The following is a 17,077-nucleotide window of genomic DNA, read 5'->3' as shown; positions in this document are numbered from 1 at the left end:
TGACGCGTCATTGGAAAATGTGATGGTGCAGGCAAGCCTGACAGGTGACCGCGCATCGCATGCTAGCATGTCGGGCGTGAAAACGAACAATTGCGCTGGCTCCTGCCCTCAACCCGTCAGATTGACATATTGAAGGCAAAGCCGAGTACAGGCGAAACGCGCCACATGCCTTACCAGGTGTTAAATCCACAACAGCCAACACGGGAAAATTGCGATATGAATCTCCGTCTGGCTCCGTTCACAAACTGACAGGAGCCCTTATAAGGAGTCAGCCTAAACATAACGTTTGCCCGTTAGCCGCCCACCCAGCACACCCCTCTGCGTGACTGGCATGCGTAACAGCCCGATGCTCAAAGTCGCTGCCTGGCCTTGAGTTGATGATCCCTTCAATCAATGGCCTTTGGGCGATACTGTTCGTTAAGCGCCTGAGCAATTGCCTCTGTTTCCGCATCAGGTATGCCGTTATCAAGCGCCGGTCTGAAGTGCATTTGAAACGCCTGAATGGTTTTTATAGTCTCCTCGTCCAGCACACCCGTTTGTGGAATAGCATCATATCCATAGGTTTTAAGTAGCACCTGCATTTTATGAACATTCACAGGTGCGGTTGGCAGACGACCGTTGAGATATTTTTTTATTTTCTCTGCTTCCGGCCAGGCCCCGATCCCCTGAGCAGCCAGTTGTTTCCAGGGAAACAGCTTACCGGGGTCTTGTTTTCGCAGGGGGGCGATATCACTATGACCGACTACGTTATCAGGGGTAATATTATAACGCTGGATAATGCGCCTGGACAACGCGACAAGCGCCTTGATTTGTTTTTCATCGTAGGGATACCAGGTTTTATGTCCCAACATATTTTCTGAAAAACCACGATTAACAATCTCAATACCGACAGAAGAATCATTGAGATTGACACGCCCATTCCAGTTACTGACACCGGCGTGCCAGGCGCGCTTATCTTCATGGACCAGTTGATAGATGAGGGGTTTATCTGCTGTATTGTCAGGCGACTCAGGAATAAGGTAATGGGCGCTGACATTATTACCTGTAAGAAGTTTTAACGATGTCGCGTTATCAGCGGCCGTGTAATGAAAAACCAGGAAACGAATACGTTCGTTTTGGGCGAGTGAAGAATAATCATGGCTCAGCGTATAGTCTTGCCTGTTTGCTTTTGACGAAATGCTATGGCTACAACCTGTAAATGATAACAGTAAAAACAGGCTGGTAAGGATGCATCTTGCATTCTTTTTAATTCCCATATCAATTAAATCCTTTTGCAACATTTACTTTATCCTGATCGCTCTTTTATTCTGACGGAGGATAGAAAATTCAATCTCGCTCCTCTGATAAGAAAGCCTGTTTTCCAAAAACCACATAATGAATTCATTATCATTCTTCACGCCGATTTTTTTCATCACTCTCCGTTTATAATAACTGACTGCTTTCTCCGGCATACTCATCCATTCGGCTATTTGCCTTACTGTCATCCCGGTCATAAAAAACCAGGTAACCGCTACTTCATTTTCAGTAAATGTCAGACAACGTTTTGCATTATCCATAAAAGTCACAACCCCTCCACTGGAGCAATAATTTTTTATCTCTCCACAAACAACCAAAAAAAATATTTAATTAACAATCAACTTCAAATCCCAACCTGTCATTCATCATCCCAACGCCATATAAAAATGCCACCTTCCCTAACCTGGTGGTATTCAGTGAACGACTAGCCAAGATAATTCCGGATTGTACGTACCGGATTAACATGCCCCCCTCAACCCGGCATCATAATTTCTAAAAACGCCGCATTTAATTGATAGAAACCCTAAGCACGAAGCCACACAGAACAGATCTCCATTCTCAGAATATCGGATGTACTGTTTTTTTAGCCTCTCGCTATTTTCATATTCAATAAAGCGTTCATCTCAGAACATTGAGATAACAATTTTAGGACGTTACACAACCAGAAAGGGTATTATCTGCGCCTGTCTGTAACTCATCCCCGCCAGTTACAGAAAGGCGCAGAATCCTCCGGCAATATCTTTCCCCCCTACAGCGGCCAAAAGCCCCCTTTTCCTCGCAACGTTTTGCCAGCACCGCCTCCAACGCCATAAACCTTCCCTGCACCTGCCCACTTACATTGCGGAGAGGAAGGCATATCGCCGGCACAGTTCCGAGAGCGTTCGCCAAAATATTCAAACCACGTACACCCGTTGGTTATTAATTGGATGAATCCTCGTTTTGCACTAACCCTCCCTCTCCTCAAGACTAAAAGAGGGACGGTTGGCGATGAACCAGAGAATAAGTTCCTTATTGTTTTTCACACCTAATTTACGCATCACCCTGCGTTTGTGGTAACGAATTTTCAGCACATCCATGCCTGTCCTGCACGCAATCTGCTGTAATTTCATTCCGGTCATGTAAAACCCTATTACGGCAATTTCTTTGTCCGTTAAAAAAACATTTTCTCCATGTTTCCCGATAACCCTAAGCACATGTTATCTCCATAGCGAATCAGAAAATCTCAAACAGCGCGCCTGCAATAAACTACAGGGTGACTTTGTTTGTTTTTAACTCATAATTATAGTCACTGACGCTGGTGATGTTCAGATGCATACCCTTTGAAAGTGGATGAGAAGGTGTAGCGCACAACGTCTCCTGCGGAAGAACATAAGGCTTCGTAAAAGTGATTTTCGATCCACCTTCATCTGTATTAACCAAAGGTGATAAACGGAACACTTTAGCGCTGGGATTACTTATACAGAGATCGCCCCGGACTAACTGATATTGTACGCGCTGCCACATATCTTTTTGCTCGATATCTTTTCTGACGTTAACTACGACCGGCAGATCTTGCCCAATGAGAATTTTCACCTTTCCATCGCTGACCTCATCCTTAGGTGGTAATCCTGTAAATACTACGCGCGCGATATGCTCTTTTACATCCGGCGTATTGGTTCGGTAAATTACCCGAATGCTCTGGATGTCGCCCGGACCTATTACAATAGCCTGAGGTTCAGTATACAGTGTGCCACCGGCAAGATTATCGTCTGGTAGACGCCGGATTTTGCTGTAAAGCAGCACACTTTTATCGCCATTATTCTTAATATCAATAGTCGACTCCTGCTTACCTGACTCGATCAACACCGCTGATGATGAAGGAAGAATTTCGGCACTGGCATCATGAATAAGACCTGTAAATATGAAAACACTCATAGAAACGTTACGAAGCATGGCAGTTGAAAATAACATTTTTAATACTCTCCTGTTGATTCAGACGACGAGATGAAAGTTTACATTGCATATTTAAATGCGTAGGTGACGACATACCTTCTGATTCCAGCTTTCCGATATCTTTTTCATCGATTAAAAGAATATCTTTGTCGATGAAACGGGCAATTAATTTTCCAGAACCGTCATAAAAAAGATCACTCTGATGAATGTCAGAAGGTTTGTGGCTCCATTTCAACAGCATTGAACGGTTATCCGCTATGCCAAATTTAAAGAACGGCACCGAGCCGCGAACAGCTGAAAAATCTCTGACGTTGTTTTTAATGATTACACCTGATGGCAGACCTTCCGGGCTAACGCGAATAAAATCATTTCGTCCTTCAGCGACAGGCGTAATTATGGCTTTTCCATCATGATTGGTGACCGCGCTACTTTGTAATGAGGCGACATCAAGATAATGATGGACGCCTGTGTCGACCACCGCCCAGGTATTGCCAATACGGTTTGGTGAGAAAATAACGCCTTCTTTACTTATGGCAACAGCACCGGATAAATATGCCGCGGTGGTCTGCGATACGCCTCCGGCATCTCGTCCCTGGGAGAGCGAGACATCCGCAGTGGTGTAAGGTGTAATGACGGCATTATCCAGCGAGTAGCTTTCTGAACGACCCGCGCCCAACGTACGCATCTGGCTGGCAGTCACGGTATAGTTTTTAGATACCGGCGCACTGAGCGAATTCGACAGGCGCGCTCTGTTACCGTACGTGTAATACTGACTTCGCCAGTTAGCGCTGTGTTTGTTGAAACTTAGTGGAAGGCTCAAGAAAAGATTGAGGCTGATCTTATCTTTTTGCGTTTGTCCGGGGCTTAATGACATGTAGGAGACACCTACGCCCAACGAAGCTTTTCCCACAGGTAAGTTCAGACTGCCTGACAATGAATTGAAACCAGGCGCATCGTAGAAACGATAATGTGTTAACGAGATACTTCCTGTCACGCCATAGGAAAACTGCTGCGTCTGCGTTAAACCAATGCTGCTCCGCTGTGCATTGTAATTCCCGAGTCGTGCCTGACCAATGTAGCTAAAATGCCGGCTGTTACGACTAAAATTAAGGCTGGTATTTTTATAGCTGCCTGAAACATCCAAACTCAGGCCCTTCTGGTTTTTCTCATTTTGTACGCTTGTCAGGCTGGAGCGAAAGCGAAAATCTTTTTCGAAAGCCGTATTGCTGACCGTAAGCCCGCGATAGCCTGACGCAGTGACCATAGCGACCGATGGGGCGAAGATTGAATTTAGCGTTCTGGAGAAACCGGCGCCGCTTACCGTGCTTCTGCTGCCGCTAACGGTACGTCCCGTAAAAGCATAATAGCCCGCGTTACCATCCTGGTCAGAGGTGATTTGCGCGCGTGAGATGATGCGCGAGTCAACGATCTGCCCGTCTCGCTTAATTAATACCCTGACGTCATCAGTAAAGCCGGCTACCGGAATATTACGCAGTTCCGCATGGCCTTTCTGAATGATTTGTTTCCAGAGAAGCAAGTTATTTTGCCAGAACTCGACAGTCAGCGTTTCTGCAGCTTCATAATTAAAGTTCACAAATGCCGTCGCGTTGCCGTTGGCGGAGGAGATGATGGCACCATCAATATAGCCAGTGCCAAACCCACCATCGCTAACGATTGTTCGTCCTGCGCGGACGCGAACATTTTGATAGTCTCGCTCAATATAGCCATCACGTATCGTGTTAACCGCCGTACGTGCGTTACGGTTGCTAAAGGAACTGTAGTAACCATGTGAGCGAATAATCGTATTGTTCATATTAATTCCGGCTTCATAATCTGTATTGATACTGTTGAGGGAGGTTTCTCCTCCTGAAAAGCGATAGGCATAGGTATTGTAATTTATAAATGCCCCGTTCCCGCCACTCAACCTTTGCTTCCCCTCTGGATTAATCAGATATTTTACAGGGACTAATAACCGTAAGGTATTATTAGCGCGATCAAATTTAGCCTGAATCTGTTTATCCAGATAAAAATATTTACTGCCGTTTCTCGCTTTGTAGGGCGTCCATGCTAACGCTTTTATTCCTGCTTTTGATTTTATGTCTTGCGAATAAACCGCTGCATTTTTAACCGAAAAAACCCTTCCTGATAAAATATATTTTCCATTGATGTAAATATCAGATTCCGTTTCTCGCTCTGGCATAACATGCTGATTAAGTGCATTATCAAGCTGCGCAGAAGTGATACCATTCGCAGCCATCAAATTAGAATCAAAATGTAGCGTTTCACTCCGCACTGGTGCTATAAAATTTAAAAAGAAAATAACAGTAACAATATAATATATTTTTTGCATGTCAAAATCAGGCACCTCATAGTGAGATGCCTGCTGTCGCTCTCAAAAAAATAAATTAGAAATAACGTACGTTAATCTGTGCAGTACCCTGCCAGTCAACCCGTTGCGCATTGGTTATCATATTTCCGGCGTTTAATTGCGGTTCGACGTCAAATACCCATGAAATAACTTTCCCTGAGGCTGGTGCACTGGTCGTTTCATTCCAAGGTGTCCAGTCTTCCGATATCTTATAACTCCAATCGGCATTTAACACACGACTAAACGCAGTACTGTTATGCGCACCACCATTCTGGTAACCGAAAGAGGTCGTATTGGTCACGCCGTCTACCGTTGATGAAACAGGGCTGATGGTAAAATTCCCCAATTTATTTCCCGTTACCGGATCCATCCCTAAACCAAAAATACGCGTACTATCTGCATGCCCTTTTCTGTTATTGGTATTCACACCCAACAGAGCACTACTTGCATTGGGATCGGTCGCCCAGAATGCCACTTTCTGCTCTGAGGGACAACTTACCTGTAATGTCACTTGTTTCGCTGCAAATGTATTGAGCTCAGTTTGATTAAGATCTTCGTGCTGAGTAATCCCCCAGTCAAGAGCCTCACCGCCTACAACATTTGCTGTACAGGCGTTCGGCGCAATGATGCCATGAACATTAATATCCGTTCCCGCCATGGCTGTATGACAAAATAATGCACTGGTGGTGAAACTTAACGCTAATACTGTTTTATTAAAAGACACGTTATTCTTCCTTATCTCTGTATAAAAAAATCGACAGAAGCCGCTCAGGCTTAATGCGGTGAGAAATATAACGTTAAATATTGAAATCGCCATATGAATTAATCTCTTTTTTTATAAAATAATCTTTTGTTTTTTATTGTTAAAAATCAATAAGATAGACGTATACTCTATGCCACATTTAAAGCAATATTTTTTTTGATTGATTTATAAATAAATTCAGAAAAGAACATACACATCAACTCCCAATATTTACTTATCACTGAGTGAAAACCCGTCTTTTAAAGATTGCAATGGACACCTGCCGGATTAGCCTGCCCTTTCCAGTCCCTTTTCATACTTTTTTCTGTGTCGAAGCGTCAGTACACACAACGCCATGCCGTCACATCTGATTGACGCTGTTTCATTGCCCTACTAATCACGTTTAAAATAGACAAACGTTCAGCCTGACGTTGTCGTTAGTCACTCGACCTGAATGAATTACTTAAGATGTATCATTCCTGACCATTTTCATTCCTTTAGTTCATTCCTGGTTTACATTGACTCACAGCCATATCTTTTAGTCAGATAGTCGTACCAGAAAAGCTTACCGTTTTATCCTACCTCCCCGTTAAATCAGCAATATGTTTGAAAAAGAAAGTGCGGTGCAAACCGTGACGCTCTTAGAACATTGGGCCAGAGGCTTGGGTTGCGCACTTTCGATACTTAACGTCAGGAGATCAGGAAACGACAGACATTCTGTCAGGTCGATGAGAGTGGTGTTTGTTACAGCGGGATATTGATTACATGATATCTACGATGCGTTGCTAAGCCATAATGTCGCAGGTATGGATAAATACAGAATGACACAGGTAAGTGAGGGCAGTTAAAAACATCATCAACGCCCCATTGAAATGCAATACCTTAACGTTAAACGAAGCAACGTAAGATTCTGTGATGCCCACCTGGAATTCTCGCGTGATTTACTTAAACAACGGCTGATGCGTGATCTCAGGCTGCAGTGACGATGAGTATCATTGAGGTAGAGGTTCTTTGAAAATGGAGGGTGTATTCGTTCCGCTCAGTCTGCAATCTGGGCTTAATCTGGTTGGTTTAACAACCCTGCACATTATTTTCTTGCAGATTTTATCCTCGCCCAACCCCCCTGGTCGCATGATGTCTGTCTGCGCGACCTGAGGATTGCGCGCATGCAGCTACGCCTACCTCTGATGTGGATAGCGCTGACGGCTTATTAAAAGACGTATGTATGTGCGTTTTTCATATGAGTGCGTATGCTGACAACAACGTCTGTTTTGAATGATGCCGTGAACGGCAGCAAGCGCGTAAACCAATGAGAGTTCAAATGAATCTGAAACCTGCCGTTGACCAGAACGCCTGACTGACAGGGCAAATGAGAATGTATATAATTACTATTAGAGAAATTTTTGAGAAGTTAATTGCGCGTTTTAACATCGTTATCTGCTGTCTTTCGCGTGCGACAGCGGGCTACATAAGAAGCCTAAACCCGCTTCAGGTTCCCTCTAAAAACATTACTATTTTTTATTAAATTAAATTTAAAATTATAAACAATAGAATCAATTACTTACAACTTAAATCATGTATTTTATATTCCACTTAAATTAAAAAAGCCAAAGGCATGCAAATAAAACTCTTTTATTTAATTTGATTTGGAAATTATTCAGCACTATGCTGATGTCGATTCAGATAACAAATTTTTATCTATTAATTCCTTTCAATAGATGGGTATTCATGTCCATTTCTTTTGGTACAGATGGAGAGCACTTTGAGCCGAAAGATTACACTTAATCACTTTCTGGTTTTTGAACCCGAGAAAAAAAGAATTACTGGCAGAGGCAATCCGGCGATCATTAGTGCTTCAGCATCACTATGCTTCGAGTTGCTCATTGAAAATGTCGGTGAGTTAGTCACTCATCAACAGTTTTTTGACTATGCATGGCGTCGTTTTGGCATGGAGCCGACCTCTACGTCCCTCTATCAGAATATATCCAGCCTCAGGCGCGCACTGAGTAAAGCCGGACTGCAGGAAGACATCATTCGAACGATGCCCCGGCGTGGTTTTATCCTGTCACCACAAACCGTGGTGATGAAAGAAAATACCGTTACAGCCTCTTCAGCAGCTGTCTTGAGTGAGAAAAATTATGAACCTTTTTCGTCAGAAGAAAACACAGAATCCCACGAGGGAGCATCTCCAGCCGTGTTACAGCACGCAGATGTCGAAGATGATAAAGATCATAAGACGGTTTTACCCTCAACTCGTCAACGTGATCACTCGCCATGGTTACCCAAAACAGAAATGTTGCTAGCACGACTCTCTTTTAAAAATGTGTTTTTTACCGCCATCACTTTCGTTTCTTTTTGCTGTATTTTTATTTTTATCAAAGTCGAACCGCAATCGGCAGAGCCCGTTTTCGCTCACAGCATGGACTATAAAGGCTGCGTGATTTTTAATAACTCAGACGCCTGGCTCAATAGCGCTGAGTTAAAAAAACGCGTAGATGATTTGGATATCAATTGTAAAGACAGTCAATATATCTATATGACATCTTTTAAAAATGCTGACAGACTCTCTTACTTTCAATGCCAGCACCCCTTGCACGCTACAATTCGAGCAAACTGTCTCTCTCATTATTATGTTAAGAATTTCAACGATGAATAAAATTCTGGTTCTGACAGGGCTATGCTTTATCGCTCTTTTATTGTATCCATTTAGTGGAAACCGGGAACACCGTATATCATGTAAAGCGGATATTTCTTATCAGTGGCAAGATAGCACGCTAAATTTATTCATTTCTCAAAATATCCAGAATGGCAAAGGGATACTGGCTCTCTCGGGTACGCTTCATGAAAAAAATAAAGCCGATGGTTATTTAAGTAAAACCATATCTTTCTCCTATCGAGAACAGGGCTATTATTATCACCTTAACTCAGATTTGGTCATCAACTCGCCACAAATGACCATGAGCGTTCAGGATCAAAGAAAATGGTTACCTGATTTCTTTATTGAAAAAGGGAAGCCTCTGCTGCTGAAAATCAGGCCTTACGGTGATAAAGCCTGGCTTTTTTACTCTGAGACTACGCCACTTTTCGTCTGTGAAAGAAGTAGTTAGCTTTTTTAACGATTTTTCACCCTTGTCCACTGCACGACGCTGAGATCTCAATGTTGATAATCTTGACGTCGTGCAGTGCATTTTTTACGACGAAATCAGTTTACTTCTGGCAGAAACAACTCTGTTTCGCCCCTCATGCTTTGCCTGGTACAACCATTGGTCAACGGAAAGCAATGTTTCCTCAATATCGTTGTTATGGTGAGCTAAACTCTCCACGCCAGCTGATATTGTCATTTTTCCTACTTCGCTAAATTGCGCACATGCGATATGTTCACGGATACGATTTGCAATAGATTCAGCCTCTGAGATTTGTGTATTCGGAAAGAAAACAACAAATTCTTCGCCACCAAACCGACAAACAATATCGTTAGTGCGGCAGCCTTTTTTTAAAAACATCGCGACGGCCACTAACGTTTTATCACCGATATCATGCCCATAGTGATCATTAATGCGCTTAAAGTAATCGATATCGAAAGAGGCAAGACTATGTTCTTTTTTAGCAGAGAGGTAAGGCGCGGTAAGTTGCTCAAATCCACGTCGGTTATACAGTTTGGTCAGATGATCGGTTATTGCATCATCACGTAATATGGCCAACGTTTTATTAATTGTGTTCGAATAAGCCAAAAAAGATTTTTTCAGCCGGTCAGATTCTTTATACCACGTTTTTATACCCTTGATTTTGGGAGGCAAATCCTTCGTTGTAGTAGACCGGGTCAGGCCAGCGAGTCTTTCGAGCGGTTTGGAAATCTGCGTGGAAACAAAGATGCTCACACCGACCAATAGCAATGCTATCACCAGTCCATAAACCAACACATCTTTAGCGATAAGCGTGAGTGTCGTGCTGACCACGTCAGGCGAAACGCATACGAATACGTGCCAGTTGGTTTTGATAACGTCTGAATAGCCTAACAGGCAGTCGCGTTGTTCTAACGTTGTCTTTAATCCACCGCTGCTGGCCTGATTCAGCCGCGTCGTCAGGCTGGTAGTCAAAGGATTGTTTTTTCCTGTAAGCATCTCATCAGGTGAATAAATGACTTCTCCAGTATCTGAAACAATGCTGATCGTTGTTTTATCAGTGTAAAAATGATGGCTCATGAGGCGGCTTAAAATACTTTTTCTTTTCAGGTAGATAGATCCTGCAATATAACCCAGATACGCCCCCGAAGAGGAATAGATCGGGTTCGACAAAAAAATGAGATAGTTACCTGTGGAAGGTGTAAAGGGTTCTGATACGAACGCCCCCTTTTTTACCGCCATCAACTGCTCAGGGGCAACATTCAAAGACGTACCAACAGGCAGTAAACCTGGTGGAGAGGATGCCGCAACGTAACCGTCTGGCGTTAGCATCACGACTGAACTGAACATATCCGATTGCAGTCTTAATCTGTCAGCTTCTTGCTGTAGTGCCTGTTTGTCTTCAAAACGTTTAATCTGAGTGGCACTGTATGCAAGCTCTTTTTGTGCCGTTCTGAATGTACTGTCGGTCATATCAGCAAGCTTACGGGCATAGGCGGTGTTAGATTCAATAATTCTTTTTTCAGTCAGAACCTTAAGAACAACGCCCACCACCAATATCAGCATGAGTGCAGTAATGACTATGCAACCAACAGAATGCAGGCACAGAAGCCCTTTTAACGAGGGTTTATAGGTTTTATTCATTCCCACAGCAGGTCTCTGTTATTTGCCATCATTATTTCAAAGATATTAGCACTGCCTGGAAAAAACAAAGCGTTTCACGGCTAAACGTCACCCTCTTACTCTCGCTAATCAGCGACATCGCGCTGATAAAGGCGTAAATCCAGCGCTTGCCAGACTGGCAATCCGGTGACGCAGTTATACCGCTGGCACCCTCTTCTCCATCATTAACCTTATTCTGCCGTGAAAAAAGAGGCGGGCCGTCGTTAACGTCTTCTGAAACAGGCCAAATACGTACAGGACAGGCATTCATTGCAAATACGTTATGACCTGCTAGCAATAATAAACTGACATAACGCAGAGGGAATGGACATGCTTTATCCGTGATTGAGAAAGCATGCAGGCTGGCATGATGTGATACAACGCATGCACCCACACGATGAATAATCCCTGTTCAGGCAATGCTTATTCACTCACGCTCTCTCACCTACCATTACCGATTATGGGTTGCGCCACCTGCTACTCAAAAAAGCGGCGCATCAGCGCCGCCCTTAGCTTATTGAATCAGCCGTTTCACCGGCGCGTTCCGTTGACGATCCCAAATTACCGTCAGCAGGCGCTGTAACGCGATAAACGCAAACAGCAAAATGCCAATAGCAATCTTGGTCCACCAGGAACTGAGCGTGCCGTCAAAGTTGATCCAGGTTTGAATAAGCCCCTGAATTAACACGCCGAACAAGGTGCCCAGCACCGTGCCTACGCCACCCGAGAGTAAGGTTCCGCCAATCACTACAGAGGCAATCGCATCCAGTTCCACGCCCAATCCAGCCAGGGCATAGCCCGCCGAGGTATAGATGGAAAACACAATGCCGGCCAGCGTCGCCAGGGTAGTCGACAGCATGTAGATCTTAATGGTGGTGGCGCGGGTTGAAACGCCCATGAGTTGCGCGGAGGTCAGGCTGCCGCCAATCGCATAAACCTGATTACCAAAGCGAGTGCGGTGCGCCAGAATGATCCCGCCCGCCACCACCACCAGCATGATCAACGCCAGCAAACTGAGCCGCCCGCCCCCCGGAACCTTCCATGCCATGCTGGACAGCGTGGCGTAAAGAGGATGATCGATCGGAATAGAATTCTCAGAGACCAGGTAACTGCAGCCGCGCAGAAAAAACATGCCCGCCAGGGTGATAATAAATGCGGGAATTTTCAGCGCATCAATCAGCCAGCCCATCATGGCACCAAACAACGCTCCCATACTCAGGATGAGGGCAAACGCCAGGACGGGGTTGAGGTGATAGTCACCGATAACCTTTGCCAAAAATACACCCGAAAACGCAATGACGGCCCCCACCGAAAGATCGATGCCGCCCGATAAAATCACAAAGGTCATACCGACAGCGATAATGCCGAGGAAGGCGTTATCCGTCAAAATGTTACAGATCACCCGCGTGGAAGCAAAGCCGGGAAACTGGCTCAGGCAAAACAGATAGCCCATGACGAACACCAGTAGGGTGATCATTAGAGGCAGATGACGTTTAATCATGATGGACGTCTCCGTTTAAACATCGCAATAAAGCGCGGGGATTGCAGAAGCAGAACGCACATGACCACTATCGCCTTCACCACCTGATTCAACTCTGGCGGAAAGCCAGAGAGTAGAATACCGGTGTTCATCGACTGAATAATCAGCGCACCTATCAATGACAGCACGATGTTAAACCGGCCGCCCATCAGGGACGCTCCGCCGATGACCACGGCGAGAATCGCATCCAGTTCCAGCCACAATCCGGCATTGTTAGCATCTGCGCCACGAATATCCGCCGCCACAATCAGGCCGGCTACCGCCGCGCAAAGGCCGCTGATGGCATAGGTGGACATCACCACCAGCCAGCCATTCACGCCTGCATTGCGCGCGGCGCGCAGGTTAATGCCCACGGCTTCGATAAACAGCCCCAGGGCGGTTTTACGCGCCAGTAGCCAGACCAGCAACGCAACCGCCACCGTTATCCAGACCGGCACCGGTAACAACCACAGCGCCCCATTCCCAAACCAGCCAAGGCTGTCATTATTAAAGGTTACGATTTGCCCCTGAGTAATAAGCTGAGCAATACCGCGTCCGGCGACCATTAAAATCAGCGTGGCAACAAACGGCTGGATACGGAGTAAGGCCACCAGAATGCCGTTCCATATGCCGCAGGCCAGACCGCTGGCCAGCGTCACCATAATGATAAAGGATACACCGTGCCCGGCGACGGTCAGCGTAGCGGCGGTGGCGCCGGCAATCGCCATCACGGCGCCGACTGACAGGTCGATCCCGCCGGTGGCGATGACCAGCGTCATGCCGATGGCCAGTAAAGCAACGGGCGCGGCGCGGTTGATAATGTCGATCGGACTGCCAAACAGCCGTCCGTCCTGAAGATGAATCGCAAAAAAGTTATTCGCGACCAGGCTGTCAACTAACAGCACCAGCAACAGGGCAATAATCTGCGGCATGCCGGGCGGCAGCCTGAACTTGCGACGTTGAGGTTTGGTCGCGGTGACCGGGGATTCAAGCATGCTGCGTACCTCCGTCAGCAATAGCGTTAACGATTGCCGCCACTGAAAGCTGCTCCAGTGGAATTTCAGCCACCTGTTTCAGATCACGCATGATCAATACACGATCGGCGTAGCCGACCAGCTCTTCCAGCTCTGAAGAGATAACCAGCAGCGCCAGACCATCAGCACACAGCGACTCGATGAGGCGGATAATTTCCGCATGAGCGCCCACATCAATGCCGCGCGTCGGTTCATCCAGGATCAGGAACTGCGGTTTTGTCACCAGCCAGCGTGACAGCAGAACCTTTTGCTGATTGCCGCCCGATAACAGCTCAACGGGCTGCTCTGCATGCGGCGTGCGAATACCCAGACTTTTAATAAAACGTTCGGCAATCGCCTGCTGTTCCCGTTTTTTAATCGGCCGTAACCAGCCGCGCTGCGCCTGCAGGGCCAGAATAATGTTTTCCCGCACCGAGGCCGCACCAATGATACCGTCGGTTTTGCGGTCTTCCGGACAGAACCCCATGCCCAGGCGTGAAGCCTGAGCAGGCGTGCGAATGTGTTCAACTTTGCCTTTGATCTTTGCCGTACCGCGATCGGCGCGACGAATACCAAATAACACTTCGGCCGTTTCAGTGCGTCCGGACCCCAGCAGTCCGGCCAGCCCCACCACTTCGCCGGGCCTGACCTGCAGGCTGAAAGGCTCGATGGTGCCTTTCTTGCCGTAATCTTCAAAAGACACCACAGGCTGATTACTGCGTAGCGTGCTGCCCTGACGCTGCAGCGCGGTCGCCATCAGCTCACGGCCAATCATCAGTTTCACCAGATCAATCTGCGGCAGCGTTGCCGTGTCATGCGTGGCGATGAATTTACCATTGCGCAGTACGGTGATGCGGTCGGTGATGCGATAAACCTGATCCAGAAAATGCGTGACGAAAATCAGGCTCATGCCGCGATTTTTCAGCTGCGTCATGAGGGTAAACAGCATTTCAACCTCGCTGGCATCCAGGCTGGCAGTAGGTTCATCCAGAATCAGGACCTGCGCAGAAAGATCGACAGCCCGGCAGATGGCAATGATCTGCTGCATGGCGACTGAATAGTGGCCAAGGGGCCGGGTGACATCAAGGGCAAAACCGTAATTACGCATCAGGGCATCGGCATCGCGAACCATGCGCTTACGATCGATCATGCCAAAACGACGCGGTTCACGCCCGATATACAGGTTATCTGCCACCGACATGTTGGGCAGCAGGTTAACTTCCTGATAAACCGTACCGATACCGATATCCTGGGCTTCGGCGGTGCTGTGCGGCGAAATCGCCTGGCCGTTTAGCGTTACTGTGCCGCTGTCCCGGGTGTAAACGCCGGTCAGGACTTTTATGAGTGTGGATTTTCCGGCGCCGTTTTCACCTAACAGCGCCATGATCTCGCCTTTACGCAGGCTGAAAGACACATCGTCCAGCGCTTTGACGCCCGGGAAGCCTTTACTGACGCCGCTGATGGCTAAAAGAGGTTGTTCGTTGTGTGTGGTCATGCTGTCAACTCCGCCCTACATCATGGAAAACCGCCCCGAAGGGCGGCCTGCGGCTTAGTAACCCATGTTCTTTTTCTTATCTAACTCGGCCTGCGCGTCAGCAGGTAAAAAGAGTTTTGATTGCGTTCTGATAATTTTTGGCGGCAGCGTGCCGTCTTTTTTGAATTTTTCCAGCGCGTCAAACGCCGGGCCTGCCATGTTTGGCGTTAATTCCACGTTTGCGTTGGCTTCGCCTGCCAGCATGGCTTTATAGATATCAGGTACACCGTCAATCGAACCAGTCAGGATGTCTTTACCCGGTTTCAGGCCGGCCTCTTTGATGGCCTGAATGGCACCGATGGCCATGTCATCGTTATGGGCGTAAACCATGCAAATGTTTTTGCCGTTATTCTCTGCTTTGATAAAGCTTTCCATGACTTCTTTACCTTTACTGCGGGTGAAGTCGCCAGACTGAGAACGGATGATTTTGATATTAGGATGACCGCTAATCGCTTCGGCAAAGCCTTTTTTGCGGTCGATGGCGACGCTGGCGCCTACCGTGCCTTGAAGTTCAACGACGTTACACTTCTTGTCGCCCACCGTTTTCACCAGCCAGTCACCGATAAGCTTACCTTCCAGCACGTTATCTGCCGTTACGACAGCCTGGTACAACGAGTTGTCTTTCACCACAATGGCGCGATCCAGCAGGTAAACCGGGATTTTCGCGTCTTTAGCTTCTTCTAATACCGGCTCCCAGCCCGTCTGAACCACTGGTGCGATAAAGATGGCATCAACGCCCTGCGCAATAAATGAACGCACGGCCTTGATTTGGTTCTCTTGTTTTTGTTGTCCATCGGCAATCTTCAGATTGATGCCGCGTTTTTTGGCTTCGCTTTTTGCCACATTGGTTTCAGCCGAGCGCCAGCCGGATTCCGAACCTACCTGTGAGAATCCCACTGTCATTTCCGCCGCTAACACTGAGCCACTTAATGCGGCGCTGACCAGCGTGGTCAGGAGTAAACGTTTCCACATAGTTTTTATTCCTCTGAAGGGCGTTCGCTGTATAGGGTAAAGTGCCCATTAAGACTGACGTAAAAAAAAGTAAATTAGGGCGACACGCTTCACAAAATCGAGCGATTTAAAGGAGTTACGCGTTTCATGAGGGGGCATTTCATCAGGGGTTATGGACAAAACGCCTGTGTGTTTTTTCAACTTATGATAAATAAATGTAATAAACAGAATCGTTTAAGTGTAGGCCAGTTGAAAACGATTACAGGGAGGCGTACAGAATGAGTTACGGCAATTATTCGGCGACAAAAAGTGCATTTTGTGATTTCCAGCACATCCCTACACGGCCCTGTATATCGAATGAAACGATTCCGCTATAAGCCTTTGTTGAGGGTTTACTGACGTTCTCTTCATCTGACGCGGGAAACGGGAATTAATGGCAGTCGATTCGTACATATAAACAAATAAAAAGTTACCTGGTCTGATCAACCCAAACAACATGCGCCCTGTACAGCACCTGACCTGATAACGGCGGCGACGTTTACTGTGCACGAAAATGATGAAAAAGGTTGTTTAGCGATCAATCTCTCGTGATTGTCTGATTTTTGCTTTTTTTAAGTGGCAGAACTGGACACGGCCGGGTGTCTCCCTATACTTGGCATTCTTTCCCATCCATCCGTTACGATAAAAATGACTGCGCACGATTATCTTTTAAAATTCCGCAAAGTGAATAACCTCGACAGTCTGGAAAAACTCTACGACCATCTGAATTATTCCCTTTCTGACAACACCGATATCATCAATATGTACCGGGCTGCAGATCATCGTCGCGCAGAGCTGGTATCCGGTGGTCGTCTGTTTGATCTGGGCTGCGTACCTAAATCGGTATGGCGCTACGTGGTATAATTCTGAGGTTCAGAATATTATCTGAAAGCGCTTAG

Annotated in this window: 15 protein-coding genes; 3 read left to right on the top strand and 12 right to left on the bottom strand. The window is 46.5% G+C overall.

Annotation, left to right across the window (positions count from 1 at the left end; all coding sequences use genetic code 11):
- Positions 1-386: 386 nt before the first annotated feature.
- The 6 genes from QLG08_RS22080 to QLG08_RS22055 all read right to left on the bottom strand — a co-directional run bounded on the left by QLG08_RS22080 (position 387) and on the right by QLG08_RS22055 (position 6,320).
- Positions 387-1,280, bottom strand: a complete 894-nt coding sequence (locus QLG08_RS22080; protein WP_282473174.1) for an N-acetylmuramoyl-L-alanine amidase — start codon at positions 1,278-1,280, stop codon at positions 387-389.
- Positions 1,281-1,556 carry a LuxR C-terminal-related transcriptional regulator gene (locus QLG08_RS22075; protein WP_104933353.1) on the bottom strand — a complete coding sequence of 92 codons (276 nt, stop codon included), beginning with the start codon at positions 1,554-1,556 and terminating at the stop codon, positions 1,281-1,283.
- Between the two features lie 684 nt (positions 1,557-2,240).
- Positions 2,241-2,489 (bottom strand): helix-turn-helix domain-containing protein, encoded by a 249-nt coding sequence (locus tag QLG08_RS22070; RefSeq protein ID WP_013025676.1) that lies wholly within the window; start codon positions 2,487-2,489, stop codon positions 2,241-2,243.
- 52 nt (positions 2,490-2,541) lie between these two features.
- Positions 2,542-3,246: a fimbria/pilus periplasmic chaperone gene (locus tag QLG08_RS22065; RefSeq protein WP_105080206.1), complete on the bottom strand. Its 705-nt coding sequence runs from the start codon at positions 3,244-3,246 to the stop codon at positions 2,542-2,544.
- Positions 3,218-5,578: a fimbrial biogenesis outer membrane usher protein gene (locus tag QLG08_RS22060; RefSeq protein WP_238493329.1), complete on the bottom strand. Its 2,361-nt coding sequence runs from the start codon at positions 5,576-5,578 to the stop codon at positions 3,218-3,220. The genes QLG08_RS22065 and QLG08_RS22060 overlap by 29 nt, the downstream gene beginning before the upstream one ends.
- A 55-nt stretch (positions 5,579-5,633) precedes the next feature.
- A complete protein-coding gene (locus QLG08_RS22055) occupies positions 5,634-6,320 on the bottom strand; it encodes a DUF1120 domain-containing protein (RefSeq protein ID WP_233266602.1) in 687 nt (228 codons plus the stop codon).
- A gap of 1,780 nt (positions 6,321-8,100) precedes the next feature.
- On the opposite strand from QLG08_RS22055, the gene QLG08_RS22050 reads away from it, so the two are divergent.
- Entirely contained in the window at positions 8,101-8,994 is an 894-nt protein-coding gene (locus QLG08_RS22050; RefSeq protein WP_210449420.1) for a winged helix-turn-helix domain-containing protein, read from the top strand.
- Positions 8,987-9,445, top strand: a complete 459-nt coding sequence (locus QLG08_RS22045) for a hypothetical protein (protein ID WP_019105277.1) — start codon at positions 8,987-8,989, stop codon at positions 9,443-9,445. Before QLG08_RS22050 ends, QLG08_RS22045 begins: the two co-directional genes overlap by 8 nt.
- An 84-nt stretch (positions 9,446-9,529) precedes the next feature.
- Here the strand turns inward: QLG08_RS22045 and QLG08_RS22040 are convergent, their stop codons facing one another.
- The 6 genes from QLG08_RS22040 to ytfQ form a co-directional block, all read right to left on the bottom strand.
- Positions 9,530-11,110, bottom strand: coding sequence for a sensor domain-containing diguanylate cyclase (locus tag QLG08_RS22040; RefSeq protein WP_336247082.1), 1,581 nt, complete (start codon positions 11,108-11,110; stop codon positions 9,530-9,532).
- A gap of 25 nt (positions 11,111-11,135) precedes the next feature.
- Positions 11,136-11,516 (bottom strand): hypothetical protein, encoded by a 381-nt coding sequence (locus tag QLG08_RS22035; protein WP_210449416.1) that lies wholly within the window; start codon positions 11,514-11,516, stop codon positions 11,136-11,138.
- A gap of 120 nt (positions 11,517-11,636) precedes the next feature.
- Positions 11,637-12,623: a galactofuranose ABC transporter, permease protein YjfF gene (gene yjfF, locus QLG08_RS22030; protein WP_210449414.1), complete on the bottom strand. Its 987-nt coding sequence runs from the start codon at positions 12,621-12,623 to the stop codon at positions 11,637-11,639.
- Entirely contained in the window at positions 12,620-13,636 is a 1,017-nt protein-coding gene (gene ytfT, locus QLG08_RS22025; protein ID WP_238493327.1) for a galactofuranose ABC transporter, ATP-binding protein YtfT, read from the bottom strand. The genes yjfF and ytfT overlap by 4 nt, the downstream gene beginning before the upstream one ends.
- Entirely contained in the window at positions 13,629-15,149 is a 1,521-nt protein-coding gene (locus tag QLG08_RS22020) for a sugar ABC transporter ATP-binding protein (RefSeq protein WP_022622728.1), read from the bottom strand. The genes ytfT and QLG08_RS22020 overlap by 8 nt, the downstream gene beginning before the upstream one ends.
- A gap of 54 nt (positions 15,150-15,203) precedes the next feature.
- Positions 15,204-16,160: a galactofuranose ABC transporter, galactofuranose-binding protein YtfQ gene (ytfQ, locus tag QLG08_RS22015; protein ID WP_013025666.1), complete on the bottom strand. Its 957-nt coding sequence runs from the start codon at positions 16,158-16,160 to the stop codon at positions 15,204-15,206.
- Between the two features lie 666 nt (positions 16,161-16,826).
- Between ytfQ and ydgT the strand changes: the two genes are divergently transcribed.
- The gene (ydgT, locus tag QLG08_RS22010; RefSeq protein WP_014605919.1) at positions 16,827-17,042 is read left to right on the top strand and encodes a transcription modulator YdgT; all 216 of its coding nucleotides are present in this window, start codon (positions 16,827-16,829) and stop codon (positions 17,040-17,042) included.
- Positions 17,043-17,077: the final 35 nt, after the last annotated feature.

The sequence above is a fragment of the Pantoea sp. V106_11 genome, assembly GCF_029967885.1.
Lineage (GTDB): Bacteria > Pseudomonadota > Gammaproteobacteria > Enterobacterales > Enterobacteriaceae > Pantoea > Pantoea ananatis.
This window is presented reverse-complemented; position numbering and strand designations above follow the sequence as displayed.

What these genes read in the sequence shown, in the direction of transcription:
- ydgT (WP_014605919.1), top strand. Translation starts at nt 16,827, where the DNA reads ATGACTGCGCACGATTATCTTTTAAAATTCCGCAAAGTGAATAACCTC.
- QLG08_RS22045 (WP_019105277.1), top strand. Translation starts at nt 8,987, where the DNA reads ATGAATAAAATTCTGGTTCTGACAGGGCTATGCTTTATCGCTCTTTTA.
- QLG08_RS22020 (WP_022622728.1), bottom strand. Translation starts at nt 15,149, where the DNA reads ATGACCACACACAACGAACAACCTCTTTTAGCCATCAGCGGCGTCAGT.
- QLG08_RS22080 (WP_282473174.1), bottom strand. Translation starts at nt 1,280, where the DNA reads ATGTTGCAAAAGGATTTAATTGATATGGGAATTAAAAAGAATGCAAGA.
- QLG08_RS22075 (WP_104933353.1), bottom strand. Translation starts at nt 1,556, where the DNA reads ATGGATAATGCAAAACGTTGTCTGACATTTACTGAAAATGAAGTAGCG.
- ytfQ (WP_013025666.1), bottom strand. Translation starts at nt 16,160, where the DNA reads ATGTGGAAACGTTTACTCCTGACCACGCTGGTCAGCGCCGCATTAAGT.
- QLG08_RS22065 (WP_105080206.1), bottom strand. Translation starts at nt 3,246, where the DNA reads ATGTTATTTTCAACTGCCATGCTTCGTAACGTTTCTATGAGTGTTTTC.
- ytfT (WP_238493327.1), bottom strand. Translation starts at nt 13,636, where the DNA reads ATGCTTGAATCCCCGGTCACCGCGACCAAACCTCAACGTCGCAAGTTC.
- yjfF (WP_210449414.1), bottom strand. Translation starts at nt 12,623, where the DNA reads ATGATTAAACGTCATCTGCCTCTAATGATCACCCTACTGGTGTTCGTC.
- QLG08_RS22060 (WP_238493329.1), bottom strand. Translation starts at nt 5,578, where the DNA reads ATGCAAAAAATATATTATATTGTTACTGTTATTTTCTTTTTAAATTTT.